Source organism: Desulfosporosinus sp. I2 (genome assembly GCF_000960765.1).
Taxonomy (GTDB): domain Bacteria; phylum Bacillota; class Desulfitobacteriia; order Desulfitobacteriales; family Desulfitobacteriaceae; genus Desulfosporosinus.
Genome location: NZ_JYNH01000047.1, coordinates 1 through 22580 on the forward strand (window position 1 = coordinate 1; position 22580 = coordinate 22580).

At 41.2% G+C, this 22580-nt stretch carries 17 protein-coding genes; 6 read left to right on the top strand and 11 right to left on the bottom strand.

Annotated elements, in window-relative coordinates; translation table 11 throughout:
* From UF75_RS12345 to rodA, 4 genes are all read right to left on the bottom strand, one after another.
* The coding region (locus UF75_RS12345) for a DUF1385 domain-containing protein (RefSeq protein ID WP_045574901.1) at nucleotides 1-330 on the bottom strand (330 nt) is incomplete at its 3' end.
* 307 nt (nucleotides 331-637) lie between these two features.
* Complete coding sequence (locus UF75_RS12350) at nucleotides 638-2743, bottom strand: penicillin-binding transpeptidase domain-containing protein (RefSeq protein ID WP_242860218.1); 2106 nt, start codon at nucleotides 2741-2743, stop codon at nucleotides 638-640.
* Nucleotides 2733-4850 (bottom strand): penicillin-binding protein 2, encoded by a 2118-nt coding sequence (mrdA, locus tag UF75_RS12355; protein ID WP_045574902.1) that lies wholly within the window; start codon nucleotides 4848-4850, stop codon nucleotides 2733-2735. The genes UF75_RS12350 and mrdA overlap by 11 nt, the downstream gene beginning before the upstream one ends.
* A gap of 176 nt (nucleotides 4851-5026) precedes the next feature.
* Nucleotides 5027-6193, bottom strand: coding sequence for a rod shape-determining protein RodA (gene rodA / locus UF75_RS12360; protein WP_045574903.1), 1167 nt, complete (start codon nucleotides 6191-6193; stop codon nucleotides 5027-5029).
* 595 nt (nucleotides 6194-6788) lie between these two features.
* Here rodA and sigI point away from each other — a divergent pair.
* The 6 genes from sigI (at nucleotide 6789) to UF75_RS12390 (ending at nucleotide 13189) form a co-directional block, all read left to right on the top strand.
* Complete coding sequence (gene sigI / locus UF75_RS12365; protein ID WP_045574904.1) at nucleotides 6789-7511, top strand: RNA polymerase sigma-I factor; 723 nt, start codon at nucleotides 6789-6791, stop codon at nucleotides 7509-7511.
* Between the two features lie 10 nt (nucleotides 7512-7521).
* Nucleotides 7522-8787, top strand: coding sequence for an anti-sigma factor domain-containing protein (locus tag UF75_RS12370; RefSeq protein WP_052693195.1), 1266 nt, complete (start codon nucleotides 7522-7524; stop codon nucleotides 8785-8787).
* Between the two features lie 207 nt (nucleotides 8788-8994).
* The gene (locus UF75_RS12375; RefSeq protein ID WP_052693198.1) at nucleotides 8995-10128 is read left to right on the top strand and encodes a peptidoglycan DD-metalloendopeptidase family protein; all 1134 of its coding nucleotides are present in this window, start codon (nucleotides 8995-8997) and stop codon (nucleotides 10126-10128) included.
* Nucleotides 10129-10372: 244 nt separating this feature from the next.
* Nucleotides 10373-11068 carry a response regulator transcription factor gene (locus UF75_RS12380; RefSeq protein WP_045574906.1) on the top strand — a complete coding sequence of 232 codons (696 nt, stop codon included), beginning with the start codon at nucleotides 10373-10375 and terminating at the stop codon, nucleotides 11066-11068.
* Nucleotides 11061-12485: an ATP-binding protein gene (locus tag UF75_RS12385; RefSeq protein ID WP_045574907.1), complete on the top strand. Its 1425-nt coding sequence runs from the start codon at nucleotides 11061-11063 to the stop codon at nucleotides 12483-12485. Before UF75_RS12380 ends, UF75_RS12385 begins: the two co-directional genes overlap by 8 nt.
* Before the next feature lie 20 nt (nucleotides 12486-12505).
* Nucleotides 12506-13189 carry a TVP38/TMEM64 family protein gene (locus tag UF75_RS12390; protein WP_045574908.1) on the top strand — a complete coding sequence of 228 codons (684 nt, stop codon included), beginning with the start codon at nucleotides 12506-12508 and terminating at the stop codon, nucleotides 13187-13189.
* A gap of 117 nt (nucleotides 13190-13306) precedes the next feature.
* Here the strand turns inward: UF75_RS12390 and hflK (UF75_RS12395) are convergent, their stop codons facing one another.
* From hflK (UF75_RS12395) to UF75_RS12425, 7 genes are all read right to left on the bottom strand, one after another.
* Nucleotides 13307-14428, bottom strand: a complete 1122-nt coding sequence (gene hflK / locus UF75_RS12395) for an FtsH protease activity modulator HflK (protein WP_242860221.1) — start codon at nucleotides 14426-14428, stop codon at nucleotides 13307-13309.
* A 45-nt stretch (nucleotides 14429-14473) separates the two neighbouring features.
* Entirely contained in the window at nucleotides 14474-15382 is a 909-nt protein-coding gene (gene hflC, locus UF75_RS12400; RefSeq protein ID WP_052693203.1) for a protease modulator HflC, read from the bottom strand.
* Nucleotides 15382-16932, bottom strand: coding sequence for an FtsH protease activity modulator HflK (hflK, locus tag UF75_RS26260; protein ID WP_052693205.1), 1551 nt, complete (start codon nucleotides 16930-16932; stop codon nucleotides 15382-15384). Before hflK (UF75_RS26260) ends, hflC begins: the two co-directional genes overlap by 1 nt.
* Before the next feature lie 22 nt (nucleotides 16933-16954).
* Complete coding sequence (locus tag UF75_RS12410) at nucleotides 16955-19294, bottom strand: peptidyl-prolyl cis-trans isomerase (protein WP_045574909.1); 2340 nt, start codon at nucleotides 19292-19294, stop codon at nucleotides 16955-16957.
* Nucleotides 19295-19670: 376 nt separating this feature from the next.
* Nucleotides 19671-20093 (bottom strand): hypothetical protein, encoded by a 423-nt coding sequence (locus UF75_RS12415; protein WP_242860219.1) that lies wholly within the window; start codon nucleotides 20091-20093, stop codon nucleotides 19671-19673.
* Complete coding sequence (locus UF75_RS12420) at nucleotides 20086-20709, bottom strand: GTP-binding protein (RefSeq protein ID WP_045574911.1); 624 nt, start codon at nucleotides 20707-20709, stop codon at nucleotides 20086-20088. Before UF75_RS12420 ends, UF75_RS12415 begins: the two co-directional genes overlap by 8 nt.
* A 35-nt stretch (nucleotides 20710-20744) precedes the next feature.
* On the bottom strand, nucleotides 20745-22553 hold the full coding sequence (locus UF75_RS12425) for an ASKHA domain-containing protein (protein WP_045574912.1): 1809 nt from the start codon (nucleotides 22551-22553) through the stop codon (nucleotides 20745-20747).
* Between the last annotated feature and the right edge of the window lie 27 nt (nucleotides 22554-22580).

Genomic DNA, 22580 nt, shown 5'->3' on the forward strand with positions numbered 1-22580 from the left:
CAGGCCAAAAGCTAACCCTATGGTCAACGCTAATTCCCAAAACCCAAGTTCTGTTTCACCACTCTCTTCTCCACCCTCTTCCCCTCCCATTGAACGGCCAGCTGAAAAGGTTAAGGCCCGCGTTCCTACAATCAGAGAATCCACTAGTGCAACAAACCCTCGAAGCAATGGTAATTTATAAATAGGTTTTCTCGCCCATGCATTAATCTCCAGGCGTGTAACCTCAATTTCGCCATTTGGCAACCTAACCGCAATAGCACTCTCACGGGGTCCACGCATCATTACCCCTTCTATAACTGCTTGACCGCCATATTGGACTGGCCTACCCATCTCTCGTCCTCCTCACCTCTGAAATAGACTCTCGGCATTCGCCGAGCTGTTGGGACAAAGGATTTCCTTGACCCAACCTTGTAGATTCCTCTTGATTGTGAGTATTCCATAATTATGCAGCTTCCAATTCATTTTCGAGAAAAACAAGTATTGTTCGGGGGCTATCATTAGTCTGAAATTCAACAAAATAAAGTATGGATACATCAAATTCTACGGAAAGTGGTTTATAATCCTCATTTGATACTCGTATACGGGAATATTCATTCTATCGATAAGACGGGGATTTTCGCTTATTTAGTCTTTGTAATTACGGGGTCGGAGGCGGAGTTGGTGGAGGGGGCGCAGGTGGCAACGGTGCGAATTTAACTTCAACGATAGCTCCCTTAGCCACTACCTTGCCTCCGACAGGGTTTTGCTCAATTGCAAGCCCACTATCACTAAAGTTGAAATGCAATGCCGACTTGCTTAACGTTTCTCCAACCTGTCGCATCGTCATTCCGATAAGATTAGGAACAACAACCTCGCTAGCTAGTGGTGGACGCTCAGGGACACTCGTTGACGAAACAGGTCTAACAGGGACATCGTTTTCAGTGACTGCAATGGTGCTTGTTGCATCATTAGAAAAAGGAACATCAAATTCTTCAAGAGCTCCTTGTATAATTATTTTGGCAACAGGACTACATAGTGGTCCACCCTCATATTCCACACCCTTAGGACTATCCGCAATCACTAAAACTGCGATTTTTGGGTTATCGACTGGGGCAAAGGCTTCAAACGATGCAATAAACGAAGTAGGGGAATAACTACGAGTTACCGGGTCAATTTTTTGTGCAGTTCCTGATTTACCACCCACCCTAATCCCTGGGATTAGGGCTAATTTTCCCGTCCCGTTGACAACAACGCTTTCCATAATCTTTGCCATCTCATCCGAAGTGCTTTTAGAAAGAACCTTGCGAATAACAGTCGGCTGATTTTGCTGAACAAGAACCCCATCTGGCGTGGTAATTTTATCAACGACATAAGGCTTATAAAGCTTACCTCCATTAACGATAGCACATAAGGTCGTCAGTAGTTGAATAGGGGTTACCATATTAGATTGTCCAAACGACATGGTTGCCAGTTCGATATCTTTTACATTTTCTTGAGAAATGACTAAGCCTCTCTCTTCTCCCGCTATATCAATACCCGTTTTGTCATCAAAACCAAAGGCTCTCAGATACTTATAAAAATTCGCCAATCCCAGTCTCAAGCTCACCTGAGACATTACAACATTAGACGATTGTTCCATTCCTTTTGTAAAGGTAATACTGCCGGCAGGTCTTACTCCAAAGTCCCAGTTTCGAATCGTTCGGTTTCCCAAAGTTATGTATCCTGGGTCTACAAATAATTCATTGGGCGAGATTAACCCTTCTTCTAGACCAGCTGCCCCCGTTACTATTTTAAAAGTTGAACCTGGCTCATAATTCATACTAATTGCTCTGTTTTTCCAAAGCTCAGGAGCGACATCCCCGTACTTGTTAGGGTCAAACGATGGGGTTGTGCCCATTCCTAAAATCTTACCCGTTTGAGGATCCATGGCTAAAATAGTAACACTTTCCGCCTGAGTCGTTGTTTGCAAAGCGACTAATTGTTGTTCTATTATCGTTTGAATCTTAGTATTTAGCGTTAGTTCCAAGTTGTTTCCATGCCGAGGCGGTTCGATGCTAGAATTAGCATCGAAAATTTCTTGACGACTTGAGCTCTTTTCCGACATGGATTGCCCAGCGGTGCCGTAGAGTGTTTTGTCATAATAAGCCTCGATACCCCCTATCCCATGACCCGTCTGATTGACAAACCCTAGAACAGATGCAGCCCATGTACCTAAGGGATAGATTCGTTTGGATTCATTAGCATAACCAAAACCTGGAAGTTTGAGTTTGCGAATTTGTTCTATTTTTGCAAGGTCTACTTGACGGGCTATATTAATCCACAACACATCTTTATTGAGCTTGTCGAGAATAGGTTTCGAATCTTGACCTAGTATTTCTCCTAACGATTTGGCAATCTCCTCTTTGGTCATTCTGGTGAACTTCTTCTTTTGTATAAGAGTTGTAAGTTCCCTTGGATTTACATAAACTTCTTGAGCCAACACACTCCGACTTAAAACATTTCCCTTGCTATCCGATATAGTCCCTCGTTCAGGTAATAATGTTTGACTTGTCATTCGATTGGAAATCCCTTTAGCAGTTAAGGTATCAGAATTATAGACCTGCATATAAAACAATCGCCCAACGATACAGATAACTATAAATACAAGAGGAATATAAACTAAGAATTCTCTGGAAAAATAGGCCAGTTTCCATTTTTTCTTCTTCGGTTTTTTCACATGTACAACTTTCTCTGCCACTAAAAGGACTCGCTTTTCAGTTCCCATTCGTGGACTCCCAACCAAAATACTTCATAAAAGCTGCCTTTGCGACATATCCGGCTGTGCTTCCACCGCTCTCCCCAAACTCGACAACCCCAGCAAAGGCAATCTGTGGCTTATCATAAGGGGCAAACGCCACAAACACCCCATTGTACGACTTCCCTAAAGCTGTGTTTATGTTTCCGAGTTGAGCAGTTCCAGTCTTAGCCCCACCAGTAAATTCCGGCAGATCGGCGAAAATCCCTGCAGCCGTCCCAGCATCATCGCCTGTACCAGTAACAACGGCTCGCATCCCTTGTTTGACGGCATCTAAATTATCCGGAGAAACTGATACGCTGTTTATAACCTTTGGATAGTACTGCCGAAATACCTCACCAGTAATCGGATTCAAGAGTTTATCTACCACATACAGAGTATAGCGCTTTCCGCCATTCACTAAGGTTGCCGTGTAATTAGCTAATTGCAAAGGGGTATAGCTATTATAACCCTGTCCAATAGAATTGTTGAAGCTGTCATAGAGCTTCCAGTTTACATTTTCATAAACCTTTTGCTTATATTCAAATTCAACCGCATTTTTCTCAGCATCTTTCTTCGCTTGCAGTTTCTGTCGGCTTTTCACGTCCGGGGCCTGCTCCAGCTTGGTCGCGTAATCGGCCTCAATGTCTGCAAGCTTTTTATCACGTGCCTTAATATAAGTTGGACCAAAATACGCTTTCTTCCATTCTGCTGAGGGTGCGATCCCTTTTGCTTCTCCAGGCAAATTCACGCCGCTCACGACACCTAAGCCAAATTCATTAGCTATTTGGCGTACAACTTCTGGATTCGTGTCAAAAACTCGGCGACCCATAACTTGAAAGTATATATTAGAGGATTTGGCCAACGCTCGTGAAAGATTGACAAGGCCAAAGTCGTTCCCTCCCCATTCAGAAGTACCTTGTTGCTGAGCAGCAAGATTTCCCAGCGAAGACTTTTTACCATCAATCTGCTCATCCGGCGTCGTCAATTGGAGCTGGAAAGCCGCAATCGCTGTCACCATCTTGAAGGTTGATCCCGGTGCATACAACCCGGACAACGCTCTATTAAGGGAAGCCGCTGGCGCAATTTTATTAGTGTAATACTTATCAAACATTGAGTCGGAAATAATGCCGGTTAAATCGTTGGGATCCATGCCAGGCCGAGAAGCCATTGCAAGAATCTTGCCTGTATTTACGTCCATTACTACTGCAGCCCCAGACTTTGCATCGGGATTAGTGTTCTTTTGAACATTGGCAATAACTTGATCGAGGCTTTCTTCCACAACCTTTTGCAGATCAGCATCAATCGTCAATTGGACCGTCATTCCCGGTTCCGGTGGTTGGATCAACTGTTTAGAAACTGGGCGGGCGCGATTATCTATTTCAACTTGTTTAATGCCCTCTTTACCCCTCAGCCAGAAATCATAAGATTTCTCTACCCCCATCTTCCCTATCATGTCTCCCTGAGCGTATTCAAAACTCGCTTTTTGCGCATCCTCATTTTGATTAAACTCTGCAATCTCCTTGTCCCCTATCTCACGAACATACCCGAGGAGCTGACCGGCTAGGGTTTTTTGAGGATAGGAGCGAAGAGGAACCGCATCCACGCTCACGCCCGGGAGCTCATTCTGATGCTCCGCTATTATAGCCTGGAGATCTTGAGGAACATTATCTAGAACCATAACGGGTTGATAACGTTCCCACTGATGATTCTGAGTCATAACCAATATATCTTCAGTAATCGACTCGACGGATTGATTAGGGTAAGGCCAATACGGCTTAATGTAACCCGCTAATCGCTTAACTACCTCTTTCCAATCGCTGGTTTTGGATTGTTGCAAATCCAACCAATCTAAATTAAGCACAAACTCCGGAACACTTGTTACTAAGATATTGCCATTTTTGTCCACAATATCTCCTCGTGTAGGAGGCACCTTGACAAGCTTCATGTAATTCCCCTTCGCCTCGGCAGCATAATATGCCCCCTGGGAAATCTGCAAATTCCAGATGTTTATACCTAAAATCGTAATAATCAGCATCACTCCAATAGTTAAGCCCCGAAGTCGATAAACATAAGGTTTTCGATCTCTTTCATCCATCTCTATTACCTCCTTGCGACGAGAGGTGCGAACTCTGCATAGAAAATCGAACCGAATCTCGACTTAAGCTAAAACCTAGTATTTGGCATGCCTTTTCATACCCTTTTACAATTAATCCTGAAGAATCGTTTTTTGAGATTATTTTTTACCGCTGAATGAATTCTAAGTCATGTGAACTATTTAAATATTAATCGACGACTTCTCAGATTAATATTTAGCAAGAGTCCTATTGAGATCATATTCGCCCACATTGCACTTCCACCATAGCTAATCAAAGGCAAAGGTTTCCCAGTAACGGGCATAATACCAGAATTCATACCGATGTTGATGAGAATGTGAAATGAAATCATAGTTATTATTCCCGTTGCTATTAACACACCATACAAATCTCTCGCATGCATAGCAATATTAATGCCACGTATCAGGAAAATTGAAAAGAAAACTAGTAGGGTAATTACTCCAATAAAACCAAACTCTTCACTGAGCACTGCAAAAATAAAGTCAGTATGCTGTTCTGGCAAGAAACTTAGTTGTCCCTGTGTTCCTTGACGGTACCCTTTGCCCCAAAATCCGCCCGAACCAACTGCCCACATCGACTGAAGGATATTATAACCATCTCCTGATCTGTCTAAAGCAGGGTTCATAAAAACAGTCAGTCTTTTCAACTGGTACTCCTTCATTGGAAGAGGCAACCCCTGGGCAAATTGGAGCCAGCTTGGAAGATTTGTAGAAAAATGCAGCCATAATGCCAAACCTACAGTGGTTGCACCTGCTAGTAATAGCCCGCCAAACTTACGAATATTAGCTCCTGCTATTAACATCATCCCGATAAATATTGCCATGAACACTAGGGTTGTCCCTAGATCAGGTTGTTTGAAAGTAAGGAGCATAGGGACTAAGACATAAAAAAATGGTGCAATAAAATCTCTGAAACGATTCAGTTTGCCCTGACGCTTTGTTAAAAAATCTGAAAATGAAAGGATCAAAAATATCTTCGCAAATTCCGAAGGTTGGATAGCAAAACTAGAAGTAATGGGTATCCAGCGAGTGGCACCTTTCGCTTCACTTCCGAAAATAAAGACTGCTGAAAGCAATAGGATATTAAACCCATAAATATACCAGCTGAATTTCTGCAACCTTTGGTAATCAATTCGATTAACCATCATAGCTAAGAAAATTCCGCTTAAAATCCACATGGTTTGAAGTTCGACATAATAATAAGGTTGCCCTTTCACAAGATTGTAAGACGCAGTGCTTAAGACAATGAGGCTCGTTGCTAGTAATAAGAGCACCGCCACTACAAACGGTACGTCCATATTCTTTAAATTTTTCTTATCAACCATTTCTACTCTCCTTTAATGTTGAAATCCACACAACTGCAAACATAAATCACACCCATTTCCGTGAACTTTCCATTAAATTAGATAGCCACAATAAAGTAAGCAGGCATTCTGAACAAGAGTCTAGACTACAATAAGACTCCATTATAGGGAGTCTTATTGAGGTAAGGACGTTCTAGCAGCACCACCAGCCCAAATACGGGACTGCCAATTGTTCAATATGTACCCTGTTATTTTCCAGATAGTTAAGTTTAGTATAGAGTTGTTATTTTACGCACACGTTACAGATTTTTAACATTTTTGTTAAAGTACAAACGCTTCTTGATAATAAATCAAAAGAGAAGACGAGGTCGTCCCCGTCTTCTCTTTGTTTAGACATATTTGAGCTAAACTTTAAAACTAAGCTTGTTCAGCAGCTGGCTGCTCGATCATCACCTAGAACCAGCGTAACTTCTGTTTGCTGTTCTTATGCAACACAAAAGAAACATTAATGTGACAATGCTGTAACATTCTACACCCATAATGGGGGTAGAATGTTTTTTTCTACCCCTTGAAACTGCTTAAGTCTTACGAATAACTATCAAGCGGAGTGATGAAAATGCAAGAACAGGTTTCGAGAGAGACCCTCATATCAGCCAAGAGCGGCGATGCTCTCGTACGAGAGGAACTTATAAGATCCCATAAAGCATTTATAGCTCGGGTAAGCTCCAAAATCTGTTGCAGGTATTTAACCTGGGATAATGACGATGAGCTCAGCATTGCTCTTTTAGCTTTTAATGAAGCGATTGATAACTTTGACCCCCACGGAGGAGCTTCTTTTCACAGTTTTGTTCAAATGGTGATCCGGCGAAGATTAGTGGACTATTTTCGCAAAGAAGGCAAACATCAACATCTTTCCCTCTCACCCATGAACTTAGAGGATGAAGAACTGAGCCGCTACGATCTTGATACTTCGCAAGAGCAATATCAAGAAAACGAGAACCAGGATGCCTTTGCAGAAGTCGTTGAACACTACGTCCGCGTGCTATGTTACTATAAAGTGACGTTAGATGATTTACTAAAAGTCTCCCCGAAACAAAGAGACAGCAAGCAAACTCTCCTACAGGCGGCCTTGGCTTTAAGCAATAACCCTGGCCTTATGGCATATCTTAAAACTCATAGACTTTTACCCATTAAAGAACTGGAGGTATTGACCGGAGTGAAACGCAAAGCCCTGGAAAAGGGGCGAAAATATCTTATTGCTCTGGCTCTCATCTTATCTGAGCCGGCATTTTATCCGCTAAAAACTTTCATGCAGATTCCAGTAGAACCAGGAGAGTAGGTGAAGAAATATGGAGAAAACCAAAGGCGTCGTAATGCGTACCTCACCCAAGCTTACTGTCATCTTCACAGAAAAAGGCGACTTTTTAGAAATCTCTACTCCTAAAGAGCCGCCAAAAGTAGGCCAAACGATTGAAGTGATTATAAAACCTCAACGGATACCATCATTCCATAATTCCTGGCTTAAATATTCGACCACAGCAGCGGTTTTCTTATTTGTATTTATCACTGCGTTCTACCTCTTATTCATTCCTAATATGGCGGTTGCATCCGTTGCTCTGGATATCAACAAAGGTATCGAGCTGCTCGTTAACAACCAAGGCAAGGTTATTAAAGTGCGCGATATCAATGGTGCATCAAGTTTATTAGAAGGAATATCTATTAAAGGGTTAGACGTTTATCAAACCGTTAATTTAATCGTGGAAAATGCCAACAACAAAGGAATGTTAAATGAAACACAGAACCTGGTTTTAGCCAGCGTGGTACCAATCAATAAGTGGGGAAATCAAATGATTGATACGGAAATACTCCGAAACTCTATCCGTGATGAAATGATTCGCAGGAACCTATCCGGAAGTGTGGTTGTCGGTCAAACGAACCAGAAAATCCAACAGGAGGCCCAACAACAGGGAATGACGGTTAATAGTTATCTAATTTATGATCGATGTGAAGAGAAAGGTATCACTGTTCAACCCGATACACTCCGCAATGATGTGCAAAAAGCTCTGGTGGATGCGAATGTTAGTGTATCCAGCCTTTTCCCTGAAGAAAGTTTGGAGGTAAGAGCACAAAACTGGAAAGATAACTCCGCAGATACCAAGCCAGAGCCAAATGTTCAAAAGGGTCCAGAACACAACCAACCTTCAGATATGGAATCAAAAACTACAGAGAACCATAGTTATACGGACCGTTCCGAGAACCAGAGCCAGTCATCCGCCGGCAGCACCTCTAGTAATTGGAGTGAACCCAATGATTCCAGCCATTCTGCTGTAAATCAACCTCCACAAGGAACAGTCCCAGAACCTCCGCCAGAAACATCCCATGATTCGACCAAACCGAATTCTGACCAAATATCCCCTGACCACAGCACGCCGGAAAGTTTCACACCACAACAACCTACGAACCCTCCCTATAATGGGGAAACAGATCAAGAACAAGAACAAGCTCAAGATCAAAATCAAACCCTAGAGAAAGAAGATGGATTAACTACTCAGCTCCAGTCCAATTGGCCGCAGAGTTCGGGTGAGCACACAGAGAGGGATAGTCGGGATTCGTGATAAAAAACCAAACGAGAAGACGAGCGAATTTGCTTGGCCTTCTCGTTTGGTTTATGCGTACTAAGATTAATCAGTGTATAACGGATAATCCATATACCTTTTTAACATTTTTGTTACAATTATCTTTCAACAGGACTACAGACTCTTCATGTCGAATTGTGATATTTATAATCGGTATTTATGCAAATGTTTGGAGGTTTGTCACTGTTGCGTAATCCTTGGCTTATAGCACTTAGTATTACTGTTACTTTAGTCAGTTCCATGGTTGTTCCTGCCAGAGCAAATGAGCTTGATGATTTTATGGCTAAGCAAACGGAAATTGAAAAGGCCCAAGATAAAGCGAAGAGCCAGATTAAAGATCTGCAATTCGCTGAAGAACAAAAGAAACAGAATCTTAGGGAACTGGCAAGCCAAATTAGCGAGGCTAAAATAGCTCTGTCCCAAAAAGATTCTGCCTATCTTGAGGCTAAGGCTATCGTGGAAGCAGCGGAAAAAGAACTTCTTGCCAAACAAAAGGACCTTGAAAACAGACAGGATGCCCTTAACAAAAGGGTTCGGGCAATTTACGAAGAAGGAAACTTTAGTTACCTGGATATACTTTTTCAAGCTAGGGACCTCAGTGACTTAATAACTAGGCTCGATTATTTCGAAGCGCTGATCCAAAACGACCAGAAGCTACTCGAGACGCTTAAAATTGAAAAGGAAAATGTTATTCAAAAAACTAATGAGCTTAAAGAAAAACGGGATTTAGCCGAAACCACAAGAAAAGAAGCGGTTGCCGCTAAAGGTGTTCTAGAGAGTAAAAAACAGGAAGAGCAGAACTCTTTGGTAGAAGTCACGCAAGCACAAGACCAACTCTTTACCCAGATTAGCAAACTCGAAAAAGATTCCAAAGCCTTGGAAGAAAAGATTCGTCAGTTACAAGCCGAGCGCACTGGCGGTGTGGTTGGCAGCATCAGTTATTGGCCCTTGCCAGATTATCACACCATTTCCAGCCCTTACGGCTGGCGTATCCATCCAATTACTAAAGCCAAGAGCTTACATACAGGAGCAGACATACCTGCGCCAAGCGGGACTCCTATCTATGCTGCTGGTGCAGGTACAGTAATATACTCCGGCTGGTATGGGGCCTATGGCAATACTGTTATAGTCGATCATGGTAAAGGGTTATCCTCGATGTACCCCCATCAGTCTAAAATAGCCGTTCCAAACGGCCAGAACTTAAATGCAGGTGAACTAGTCGGTTATGTTGGGTCAACTGGTTGGAGCACTGGTCCCCACCTTCATTTTGAAGTCCGTGTAAACGGTAATCCCACTGATCCCCTTGCTTATTTTCAGTAGAAGTTGTTAGACATTAAAAAGCTTTTAGATATTAAATCAAATAATTAAATAACAAAAGAAAAGTAGTCTTTGCATTGCCGTAACAAAATGTTACAGATAGTGCAAAGACTACTCTGGCTAGACAGGACCTAATATGATATCAAAGTAATCTACATGGTTTGTGGAAAAGATCTTCATCCCCCTATCCTTATAGACCATTATAAAAAAGGAAAGAATACATTTGATTTTAAGTAAGGAGATACCCATGGACAAAAAAAAGTTACTCGTCGTGGATGATGAAGAACACATCTGTAATTTGATAAGTCTTTACTTAAGTGATGATTTTAATATCACCTTAGTTTACGACGGGTCATCTGCCCTTTCAGCCTTCTTGCAAAAACCGTTTGACTTGATCGTGTTAGACATTATGTTACCTCAATTAAGCGGTTGGGAGTTGTGCCGGAAAATTCGTCAAGTCACCAATACTCCGGTCATCATGCTTACAGCCAAGGACGACCCTTATGATAAAATCCTCGGGTTAGAACTTGGTGCAGATGATTATATTACTAAACCATTTATTCCTGGTGAACTTTTAGCCAGAGTTAAAGCAGTTTTACGTCGCTTTAATTCTGCACCTGCGGAAAACCTTCAAATCATTATGTATCCAGGCATCTTCCTAAACAAAGCAACCTATAAAGCAGAAATTCTAAACCAAGCCCTAGAACTTACGTCAAAAGAATTTAATTTACTCTGGTTTTTTGCCAGTAACCCTGGAATAGTCCTCCAACGAGAAAATATTATGCTAAGAGTTTGGGGCTTCGACTATATGGGTGATACCCGAGCCATTGATAACACTATCAAGAGATTAAGAAGAAAACTTGAGTCCGTTTCTGGCGCTCCTTTATACATTCAGACAGTCTGGGGACTTGGTTACAGGTTCGTGGTTCCCAAAGATGAATAAGAGCATTTTTTCAAAGTTATTGGCTAGCTATATCGGGATAGTCTTGGTAGCAATTGCCATCGTTGGCAGTATTCAAGTCTATCTGGTTCAAAACTATCTGATTAAAAACAAAGAACAAGAACTTGTAGTTCGGAGTCAAGAACTTAGCGATATAGTTAAACCGTTTCTCCTGACAAACTTAGACCCTCGACCTGTGCTACTTACAGTTAATCGGGCAGATCGAGTATTAGGAACAGAGGTTTGGATCATAGACAAAGACGGCAAAGTCATTGTTGCTTCGGCAGATCACTTATCCTGCGTGGGAAATACCTTAGAGCAGATGGACCTCGATCAACTGAAATCCGGCAAGGTCAGTGTTCAAACAGGACAGACCGAGTATTTCAAGGGAGCTATGATACGAACAATTGCCCCCATTTTTCACGAAAATGAGTTTCTCGGTGGAGTAATCTTATACTCACCGGTAAAAGGGGTGAATGATACTACCAAGACAATGAGCAAAATTTACCTTGGTGCCGCCTTGTTAGGAATTCTCATTTCAATTTTTATTGGCTTTTTGCTAACTAAACAGATTACCAGGCCTATCAAAAGAGTATGTGAAATAACTAAGAACATCGCCGCTGGTAAATTCGATCAGCGGGTGGAAATTAAATCTAAAGATGAATTAAGCGTGCTGGCCTCATCGATCAATCACATGACTCAACGGTTGTCTGAACTCGATAAAATGCGACGCAACTTTGTAGCCAATGTTTCCCATGAACTTAGAAGTCCTCTAACCTCTATCCAAGGTTATATTGACGCCCTAATTCAAAGAAAAGCAAAAGATAGGCAAGACGAAACCAAATATCTTCAAATCGTTCAACAGGAAACTCATCGCTTAAGTCGTCTTGTTAATGACCTCTTGGAGATTTCTCGGTTTGATTCTCAAACAGCTCTTTTTGTTGTCGATGAATTCCCGTTACGTTCGATTGTCGACAGAGCATTAACCAGTCTTAGAATTCAGTTGGAAGGGAAGCATTTAACCGTAAATATCGATATTCCCCAGACCTTGCCTTTCTGTTATGGGGACGAGGATCGAATAGAACAAGTAATCTACAACCTTTTAGATAACGCTATTCGCTATTCTTCTCACGGGGGAACAATCATTATCTTCGCCACTTCCCTGAACGAAGAGATTATCGTTGAAATAACCGATTTTGGCCAAGGCATCCCGCCTCAGGACTTACCCTTTATTTGGGACCGTTTCTATAGAGTGGACAAGGCCCGTAGTCGAATCGAAGGCGGAACTGGCTTAGGCTTAGCGATTGTTAAAGAAATTATAGACAAACACGGCGGACAAGTCATGGTAGAAAGCAAGCTTGAAGAAGGAAGCAAGTTTAGCTTCACCCTAAAACAATTTGAACCTGAAACAGAAACTTAGCAACAAACTTTGTCTGAAAGATGCAGCAAGGAGGAGATATTATTTTAAGCCAGAAAAAAGTTGCTTCAGTAGTTACTATATGTTTATCTTTAGCTCTGATATGGTTCCTTTATCCACATCTTCAAAATGCAAGAGCCTTACAGATTCTAATTTATTCGCTAGGTTGGAAAGGGATCGTTTTAGATTTATTAATAATTACAGCTCAAATGCTTTTCCCAATCGTTCCATTCGCATTACTGGCAGGTATAAATGTTATCCTTTTTGGACCAATAGCTGGTTATTTCATATCCTTGACTGGAAGTGTTTTTGGTTCCTCATTAGGTTTTTGTCTCGCCAGATCTTTAGGGCAAGAATGGGCTAAACCTAAACTCCAAAAACTAGGAAAATGGGCAGAGTTGCCCGAATCACGAAGCTTTTTTATGGTCATGATTGGACGTATGATCCCAGTTCTTCCGGCAGCAGCATTAAATTACGCCGCTGGACTGTCTTCTATGAAATTCAGGTCATATTTTCTTGCCACTCTTTTGGGCAAAATACCAATTGTAGCTTGGGAGTCTTGGATAGGCCGTGACTTTTGGTATATATTTAAACATCCCCAGAGTTTTCTAAAAGCCTTGGTAGCAGGTTTACTTTTATTCGGAGGCGTATCATTAATTTGGTATTTCTCTTCAAAGCGCAAACTAGTGAAAAAACACATTAGTTGATTATATACCAATAGGAACACTTCGAGGCGGAGTCTACCCCCACCGAAGCAGAGCATAAAGGGGCTGAAACAAACTTACAACAAGTTTGTTCAGCCCCTCTTGGAAGTAGCAAAGTTATTAATTTACCTTGCTAGGAGCTTGGTCAAAAAGCTTTAAGTTAACTTTGCCATCCGATGGATTAACAATAAACTTTTTAGCTTTAGGTAATATTTTCTCCATAGTCTCTAGGAACAGGCGATACTTTGTAGTATCCTGCGAATAAATCTGGCTATTCTTCTGATACTCTACAAGCATTGTCTCAAATTTTTGGGCATCACCCTTAGCCCTATTGACTGATTCTGCTTTATAAGCCTCAGCTTTACTAATTTGCTCGTCTGCCTTTCCTCTTGCTTCAGGAATTAGACTGTTATAAAACCCCTTTGCTTGATTAATTTCCTTCTCACTATCCTCTTTTGCGGTTGTAACATCCCTGAAGGCAGCGGAAACTTCATCAGGAGGAACAATCGACTTGATATTGAAATTCGTAACTTGAAGACCCGAGTTGTAGCTATCGAGGATTTCCTGAGACTTTTTCATAATAATTCCCTGAGCCTTGACTTTTTCACTGGTTAATATGTCGTCAATACCCATGCTAGCTGTAAGATAAACTAGTGCCGATTCGACACTGTTTCTTACCAGACGCTCATCCTCCGAATTTACATTATATAGATACTGAGCTGCATCTTTTACCTTATAGTGGACGATGGCCTCTGAACTAGTAATGTTTTCATCTCCGGTTAATAGTTGGATATTTTGAGGGGCATCGGTTTGGTGCTTATGCTCAGGTAAGCTGACTCCGATATCTGCTCTTCGCACCTCAGATACATTTACCTTTTCAACCTTGTCTATCGGCCAAGGCAAACGATAGTGCATTCCTTCGTTAATAGATTCGGTAAGCACACTCCCAAATCTTCGAATGACGGCCTGCTCGCCGGGATTAACGATGTAAATGCCCGTCAGGATATATACCAGTAGTAGACCTAATGTGAGTCCTAATCCAGCTTTTTTAGGATTTATATGGTTAAACGCCCTATTGATGTCCTCTAGAACTGAAATTTTGCCTTTATCTTTATCTGACTTGCTAAAGCCCTGAAAACGCATCTTGAGCCCCTCAAGCAAGACTGAAAGCTTACCCAATATCTTAGCAAATGCACTACCGAGGATACTCTTAATATCCTTTTCCGGTGGTTTCTTATCCATTTCACTCACACAGGTTTACCTCCCTCTTTTTTAACTTCATCAAGGTTAATTTCCGGACTTGCCTCTTTCAAAATATTTTAGTATTTCTGAATTTGAAGGAAGAACCAGGGTTGTCTTTTCATCGATCGTTTTTTCATAGGTTTCCAGTGCCCGTATAAACTCATAGAATTTGGGATCCTTTTGGAACGCTTCCGCGTATATTCTTATTGCTTCAGCATCCCCTTCCCCTTTAAGCTTTTGTGTCTGTTTATATGCCTCTGAAAGAATGATTTTCTGCTCCATTTCAGCATTTGCTCTTATTTTAGTAGCTTCTTCGCTTCCTTCAGAACGGTATTTCTTAGCCATTTGCTCGCGTTCAGCTTTCATCCTTGAGAAGACGCTCTGCTGATTGGCTGCTGGGAAATTTAAGACCTTTATTTGCGCATCAACTACCTCTATGCCGAACTCTTTGGCCTTTTCTTTAGATTTCTGAATAGTATCTTGAATCATTGGATCAAGTTTTAATTTATTAGCATCGACATTGATCAGTTCGTCCAAATTATATTGTCCAAGTTTAACCCCCAAACTTGAGGAAAATACATCAAGCAACCTTGCTTCTGCACCAACTTTATCTTTAACCGCCTTCATGTAGGTCACAGGATCCTTGATGCGCCAGGTTCCGTAGTAGTCAACTTTAACGCTCTTTTTATCGGAAGTGAGCAGTTCCAAAGGCTCAGCCTCATAAACCTGAATCCTGTTGTCGAAACGCTGTACCGACTGTATAGGTTCAGGCAGCTTGATTTTTAACCCAGGCTGAAGTATTGTGCTGACAGGATTGCCAAACTGCGTCACGACTGCATACTCTGTAGTATCAACGATGAAAATTATTAGATTTAATGATAATAAGAGTAGACCAAGAATTATCCCTAGGATTATTTTAGGGCTGATTTCTTTTTTTCTCATGATTCCTGTCATTATTTGTTCCCTCCCACATTAAAAATCGGATTACCTGCCCCATCATTTGTCAGCCATAAGTCGGTACCTTCGACTTTTAAGTTACCACCAATCAGTATCTTATTTACTTTCGGCAAAATTTTATCTAAGGACTCCATATATAGCCTGTATTCGGTAACTCCCTTTGATTTTTGATACTCTTCAAATTTTTGCACGAACATTGACGCATCTCCCTGAGCTGTTTTTACTTTTTCATCCTTATACGCTTCCGCTTCTTTGATAGCCTTATAGGCATTGCCATTGGCCACAGGAATAATTGTGTTTCTATAGGCTTGTGCTTCATTGATATAGGTTGATTTATCCTGCCTTGCGCTTGCTAAGTCTTGAAAGCTCTCCACAATTTCCTTTGGGGGAGCTATTTCTAAAAGTTGCATATTTACCACCTGGACCCCTGTATTGTTCTTGTCCAACGCCTCCTGAAGTAATTTCTTTGATGTTTCTTCTACCTCAGACTTTCCTGTTGTAAGCAAATAGTCTGAATTCTTATCGCCGACAACTTGCCTGATACTGGTTGTGGCAACAGCTTTAATCAAGCTATCCAAATTATTGACCTTCAGAGCGTAATTTACGGCATCAGAAACTTTATAATGAATTCCCATGTTCACATTTATAAGGTTCATATCCCCTGTCAGCAGTAAATTCACTCCGCTTTGTATATTTCTGATATTATCCTTCTTCACAAGGCTCACTTTTTCCAAAGGATAGGGTAACTTATAGTGCAAACCGGGAGATACATTTTCTTTTGTGACAGCTCCGAACCTCCTTACAATTCCTTGCTCATCCCATTTAACAAAGTAAACTCCCGAAAACACATAGGCCCCTACAAGAATCGCTCCAAGCCCTACCATTGCCTTTTTGTTCTTCACTGAAACCTTGAAATGAGAGTGATCATGGCTGTCAGATTGACTCTTTCCCGAAAGAAGGGCTTTCAGATTTATGGTAAATATTTCATATGCGGCGATAAACATAAATACCATGGCAATTATCGAGGTGATTTTTTCCAGGCTGCTCATACCAAACAAAGAACCTGTTATACCAATCAAGACAGCTATAGAACAGTACATGTCCATCTTAGAATGGTAGCCATCAGCTATAAGGCTCTGTGAGTTAGTCTGCATTCCTACAAACAACTTGTATCGCGCCATAAAATAATTTATTATCACCCCAAGAAATGCACCAACAGCTACAAACGGAACATGCTTAAGCTCCCTGCCCTCATTTCCCAAGGCTTCAAAAAGTATCTCAAGACCCATATAGAAAATAAAAACTGCCACAAAGAGGGCCAGGACATTTTCCAGTCTGCCTATGATATTCGTGTATTTCCTTGCTCCTATACGCCCAACAAATAGCCCTAAGAATACCACTGACGACACGAAAACATCCGTCAACGAATGCCAAGCATTGGCTTGTAGACCAAGGCTTCCAGAAATATTCGCCAAGAAAAAGCGCAACAAGATCAGGATGATATTGGCAGCTATTGCAATAAGAATTGTGCGTTCTTTTCTTTCCATGATTACCCACCTTCCTTCATTTTCATTTCGTTGTACTTATATCTTCCTTCAAAATCCTTTTTAGAGAGGAATTATAAATTACCAGCTGTGCTTTTTTAAGCAGTTCATCTTCCAGTGCTGATTCCATAGTAAGGTGTTTTTCATCAATGAGCGCCTTTTTTAACAGTTCTTTGGATTCATCGAAAGTCTTTTGCTTTTTATCTTCCTTCTGCAGCAGCTTAACCACATAATATCCACCCTTGTATTCAAAATCATTGCTGATTTGATCTACCTGCAGATTAAAGATGATCTTCTTTAAGATAGGGTCAAGGTGAGCATCGTCAACTATCCATCCGTTTAGTTCGCCCCCTACCGCTGCTGTTGGATCGTTGGAATACTCTTTTGCAACAGCAGCAAAGTCAGATCCACCTTTAAGCTTTTCCAGGGCTTCATCTATTCTCTGTCGAGCTTTGTTTTTTTCAGCCTCCGACGTGCCCTGTCCAATTCTCACCATACTTATTTTAGCTTTGGGTGGGTCAATCAAGAAACTTTTCTTTTCGTCATAAAATTTTCTTGCTTCTTCATCACTGATTTCTCCAAGTTTTTCATCGATTTCTTCCTTATGCAGGATCTGCTGTATATACTGACTTTTCAGTTCCTCGATTTCCTGGCTCTTATTCTGATCAGCAACATCATCCCCTGTTTCCTCAAGGAGCAGTTCTTTGGCTATCAACTGATCTATTAAGCTTTTTTTCGCCTCGTAGCCTGTAATTTTCGACTGTGTTTCCGGAGACAATTCCTTGAACTCCGTTGCAAACTCTCCTAGCGTAAATGTTTTCCCATGAATACTGAACAAGGCTTCATTTTTTCTTAATTCATATTGCTTATTTTCCTTTTCTATAATAACCTCCACTTTAACTTCATTCAGAACCTCTCCAAAGGTTTTCTGCCTCTTGTCTTGCTTTTCTGTAACCTTAACTATATAGAAACTGTTTCCATCTTTAAAAATAGAGCTTATTTCATTGACCTGAAGGTTGAATATTTCGTCCTCAAAATCGTTCCATTTTTCACCTGGTTTAATATAGTAGGCATCAAACTGCTTGCCTGTAGAATACGTCTTGGCAACATCCTCAAACCTTTCCCCGCTCTTTATTTTAGTAAGTGCTTCATCAATTTTTGTTCGTCCCTCATCTTCTGATCCTGATATATCAACTTTTATTTCCAGTATTTTCACTTTTTTAGGCTCAAGGTACTTTTCCTTGTTCTTCTCATAGAAGCTTTTCAGCTCGGTTTCTGTCGGATCAGCCACCTTCAAAAGGGCATAATTTATATTAAGCGCAGCGTTTTTTTTCAGCTTTTCAATATACTCCGGAAAGAAATTCTTGTCCTTTTCAGCTGCCAGACTATTTCTAATCTCACCTTCAACTTCACTAAAGGGCTTATCCTTGTATTTATCCTTGTTCGCATCATAATATTTTTGTATTTCCCACTTATCGATCTTTTCCGGGGAAAGCTGATCCTTATGTACTTTATCTACGAGCTGATCCAAATTAACCTCTTCTACAAGATGTTTAAAATCGTGTTTGACCTCACTCTTTTGTGAAATACCTTTTTCCTTTGCCCAATCATCTACAATTTTTTGAGTGGCGATTATTTTTATAATCTGCCTATATCCTTCTAAGCTGTGTATAGGATGAGTTTCACAAGCTTCTGTCTTATCGCATTTTTCATGGTCAAAGCCATGTTTTTCGCATAAACCGTGTTCTTCTTCCTTAAACCCCTTGCTGCTTATATAATTTGACAGCTCTTCTTTTGTAAGATATTTGCCACTGAATGCGGCCACTACATCTTCACTGGGAGGCTTTGGCTCGGTTATATACCCATATACTTTATTTCCGAGTAAGGACAAAAAAATAAGAACTAGGATGATTATGATCTTGGATCTGAAGCCTTTCCGAACCGAAAATTTTTTCAGCTCTGAGTCCTTGACTTGTTCAAAAGCAATATCAGTTATTTCCTTTTCCTGAGTGTCTTCCACTTTACTTTCATAATTAGATTCATTACTTTCATTATTTGTTTGAGTATTTGTTTCAATATTACTTTCATTACGGTATATAATTCCTTTTTCCAGCTCTCCAACATTGTTTCCTTCGAAATTCTGCTGATTTTCTGAAACTGCTTCAACAGCTTCGGCTGGGTTAAGTTCATTTAATCCAATATCTTTATCTGAGTCAGAAGGAGGCTTCTTTTTAGAACGCCAAAACCCGAGTCTAAGAGTCTCTAGCATGTCCTGAATCGCACTGGTGTCAGATTTCCCCTCAGTATTTACTGGCTCGGCCTGATCACCTTCTCCCTGTCCTACCTTGAGATTCTTCAACACCATTGTCTTCTCCCCCTTCATCAACCTTTGGGTCACACTTCTGATTTACCTTCTGATATATGTCTTTATTTAGTCAATGCTTAATCTTCCACAGATTTTGACTTGTACTATTATAGACCCAAATTGTAACAATTTGATGCCAAAGCCCATCAAGTTTGTAACAAATTTGTATCAATATTAGGCACAATTTGGAGATACATTGCAATTACCAGTTCTAGCGTAAGCGATTATAGACAAATACATAGCAAATCAAACGCCGGTACAGCTTTACCCGTATCGGCGCTTGATATAAAATTCATTGATTTTTGTTGAGTATTCAATCTGACTAGATTACTAAAACACTGAACCATTTATTGGATTTGAAGAACCGATTATGTATTTAATTTATACCATTAAGACACGCCTGAAGACTCTCTTGTGCTACTTCCCCTAATGTTTTCTTTGACATACCAAAAACAATGGCCGTCACGCATAGGGTGACTCTGTCAATAGACCATTCACTCCACCCTTGTGAGTGTTTGATATTTATGCTCCTACCTGTAGAAGATAACCATAAATTCTCTTGACCTTCAACAAAGACTTTAATATGTCCAACCAAATAAGCATTATCATTTGTCCAATCTCTAATCTCTCCAACCCATAGAGTGAGAGCTTGTAGAATCTTATCGGATGTTACCTTTTCCATAAACGCCAAATCATGAGTTTCAGAAAAGATTGCAGGATCAGAATGCTTAGTTGAGCACTCAAGTGAAGGTTGTTGATGTGAGTGCTCAGGCAAGTGTTCGTGCCAATGCTCACTCACTATACGTCACCGCCATACGCCAGATTTGCGGATCAACCTCATCATGCGCAGATATTGCATAGAAAAGTGCATTAGAATTTATCCTTCTAATGCTTTCTTCGACGTCGCTAATTTGCTCAGGTTCTAAACAATCGATTTTGTTCAAGAGAATGATGTTTGCTTTAACAATTTGCTCTTCTAATAAACCAGGCATGATCATCGAAAGGTCATCCCATCGCTCAGCATCAGCCACAACAATCGTTTTCAGACTATCAATGCCCTTACCAAACTTAGTGATCGTTTCCGCGATTTTATGCGGGAAGGCCATTCCCGTTGTCTCAATAATCACCCATTGGGGCGACAATTCCTCCCGAATTTCATTAAGACATACAGTAAGCTCTGCGTTCAGCGTGCAGCAGATACACCCAGCAAAAAGTTCCCGAACACTTAGCCCTTCTGCTTTAAGGATTTTATCATCAATACCCGCTTCCCCAACTTCATTTTCAATAATTACCAAGGACGGTTTATCACTATCCAACTGTCGTGTCGAAAATCCTTCTACAAGGTATCGAGCGACCTGCAATATAATTGAAGTTTTGCCCGAACCTAAGAATCCGCCAAACAGTAAAACATTCATTACTTTTAACTCCTTACACATAACAAAATAATGCTCTATGTCACATTAAATTGCGAGCACTCAACGAATAATCGTTCATAACCCTTTGTAACGCTCAATTCGAGATAATCGAATGCTCTGGCAAGCGTTACCATCTCATGACGGGTTTCAAGGGACATCAAGGCCAGAAAAGCCCCCGTTTTTGAGGAATTACCGATATAGGTGATCTTTTCTTGGACAGCCTTCGGTAAAATACCCGTCCCTACCAGACTTTCTACAGGAAGATGAGCGCCGAACTGACCGGCCACGATCACCTCATCCAGATCCGACAATGTGAGATCCATAGCATTTACCAGCGCTACAAACCCTGATAATATCGCACTCTTTGCCAGTTGGACCTGACGAATATCCCCCTGGGTAATCAGGATTTTCTGTGGGCCCTCTCTAATACAAATTCGTCGTTTCTTGCCATCGAGGTCGATATAGGACAGTCTCGGGTCCCCGAACTCTAACTCCTCAGGCTTAACGATATTTCCACGGGCATTGACAAAATTATGTTTTAACAGTTCTCGTAAAGCTGCCATTATCCCACTACCACATAAACCTATCGGGGTTTTATTTCCGATAACCTCCAGAACAAAGCCCTTTTCGTTATCGAAACGGACTTCCTCAATGGCCCCATCGGCAGCACGCATACCGTTACTGATATTCATCCCTTCAAGGGCCGGTCCCGCTGCACAGGAGCAAGACACTAATTTCCCCCTGTCGGACAGGACGATTTCCCCGTTGGTACCGATATCGATAAAGAGCACTTTATCCGTCCTGTTATGGAGCCTTGCCACATAAGCCCCAGCCACGATATCTGCTCCAATATAGGAGGAAACGGCTGGTAGACAATATACCCGACCAAAGGAGGAAAGCGCAGTCAAACCAATATCTAGCGCTGAAATATCTTTCTCCTCTACAAAAATCGGGGCATAAGGTGATTTTCCAATCGATAGCGGATCAACCCCCAAAACCATATGCATCATAGTGCAATTAGCTGAAATGGCGACTTCATAGATGAAAGAAGGGGAGAGTTGTTGCCTACCGCACATGGTCTGGAGCATCTCATTTAAGGAATCGACAATGGCCTTCTGTAACTGATCCCGTCCGTTCTTACCATGATCGAGCACATAGGTGATGCGAGTAAGCACATCCTGACCAAAATTTTTCTGGGCATTGATAGCCGCTTCGCTATCAATTTCTTCTCCTGTCCTTAAATTGATCAGTGAAGCTACAACGGTGGTCGTTCCGATATCGACTGCAACGCCGTAAAGCATCTCACTGGTATCCCCTTTTTCAAGACCGATAAGCATATCCTGATTGAATACTGCAGTATACGTTCCCTCCCCCAAGGTAATTTGGCGGAGCACATCCCAGGGCAGATGATTGATATCCAGCACCTTTTTAAACAGCACTTCATAAGGAGTTTGGTCTTCCAGGGTGGGCTTTGTGATCTCGATAGTCTTTTTCCAGATCGCCGTATCCCGTTTATATTGCGGTACATAGCCTCCTGTTAGAACTTGATGATTTTCCTCCTGATCGATAATGTCGATCTCCAGATCCGCTGCAGGATAGATAAGACAGGCTAAACGAATACCTTCCTCAATCTCTTTTTTTGTAAGGCGTTGTTTCTCATCGAAAGATAGTGGTGGAAGATTCCCTCCTAAATGTTTAATCTTACACTTGCCACAGCTACTTCGTCCCCCACAGGGGCTTTCAATGAAAATCTGCTGTGCGATAAGAATATTTAGGAGGCTGTCCTCTACGTCTATATCATAAGTAAATTTCAAATTTTGTCTTGGTAAAACAATTGTATGCATTCTAAAACCCCGTCTTCCAGTACGAAG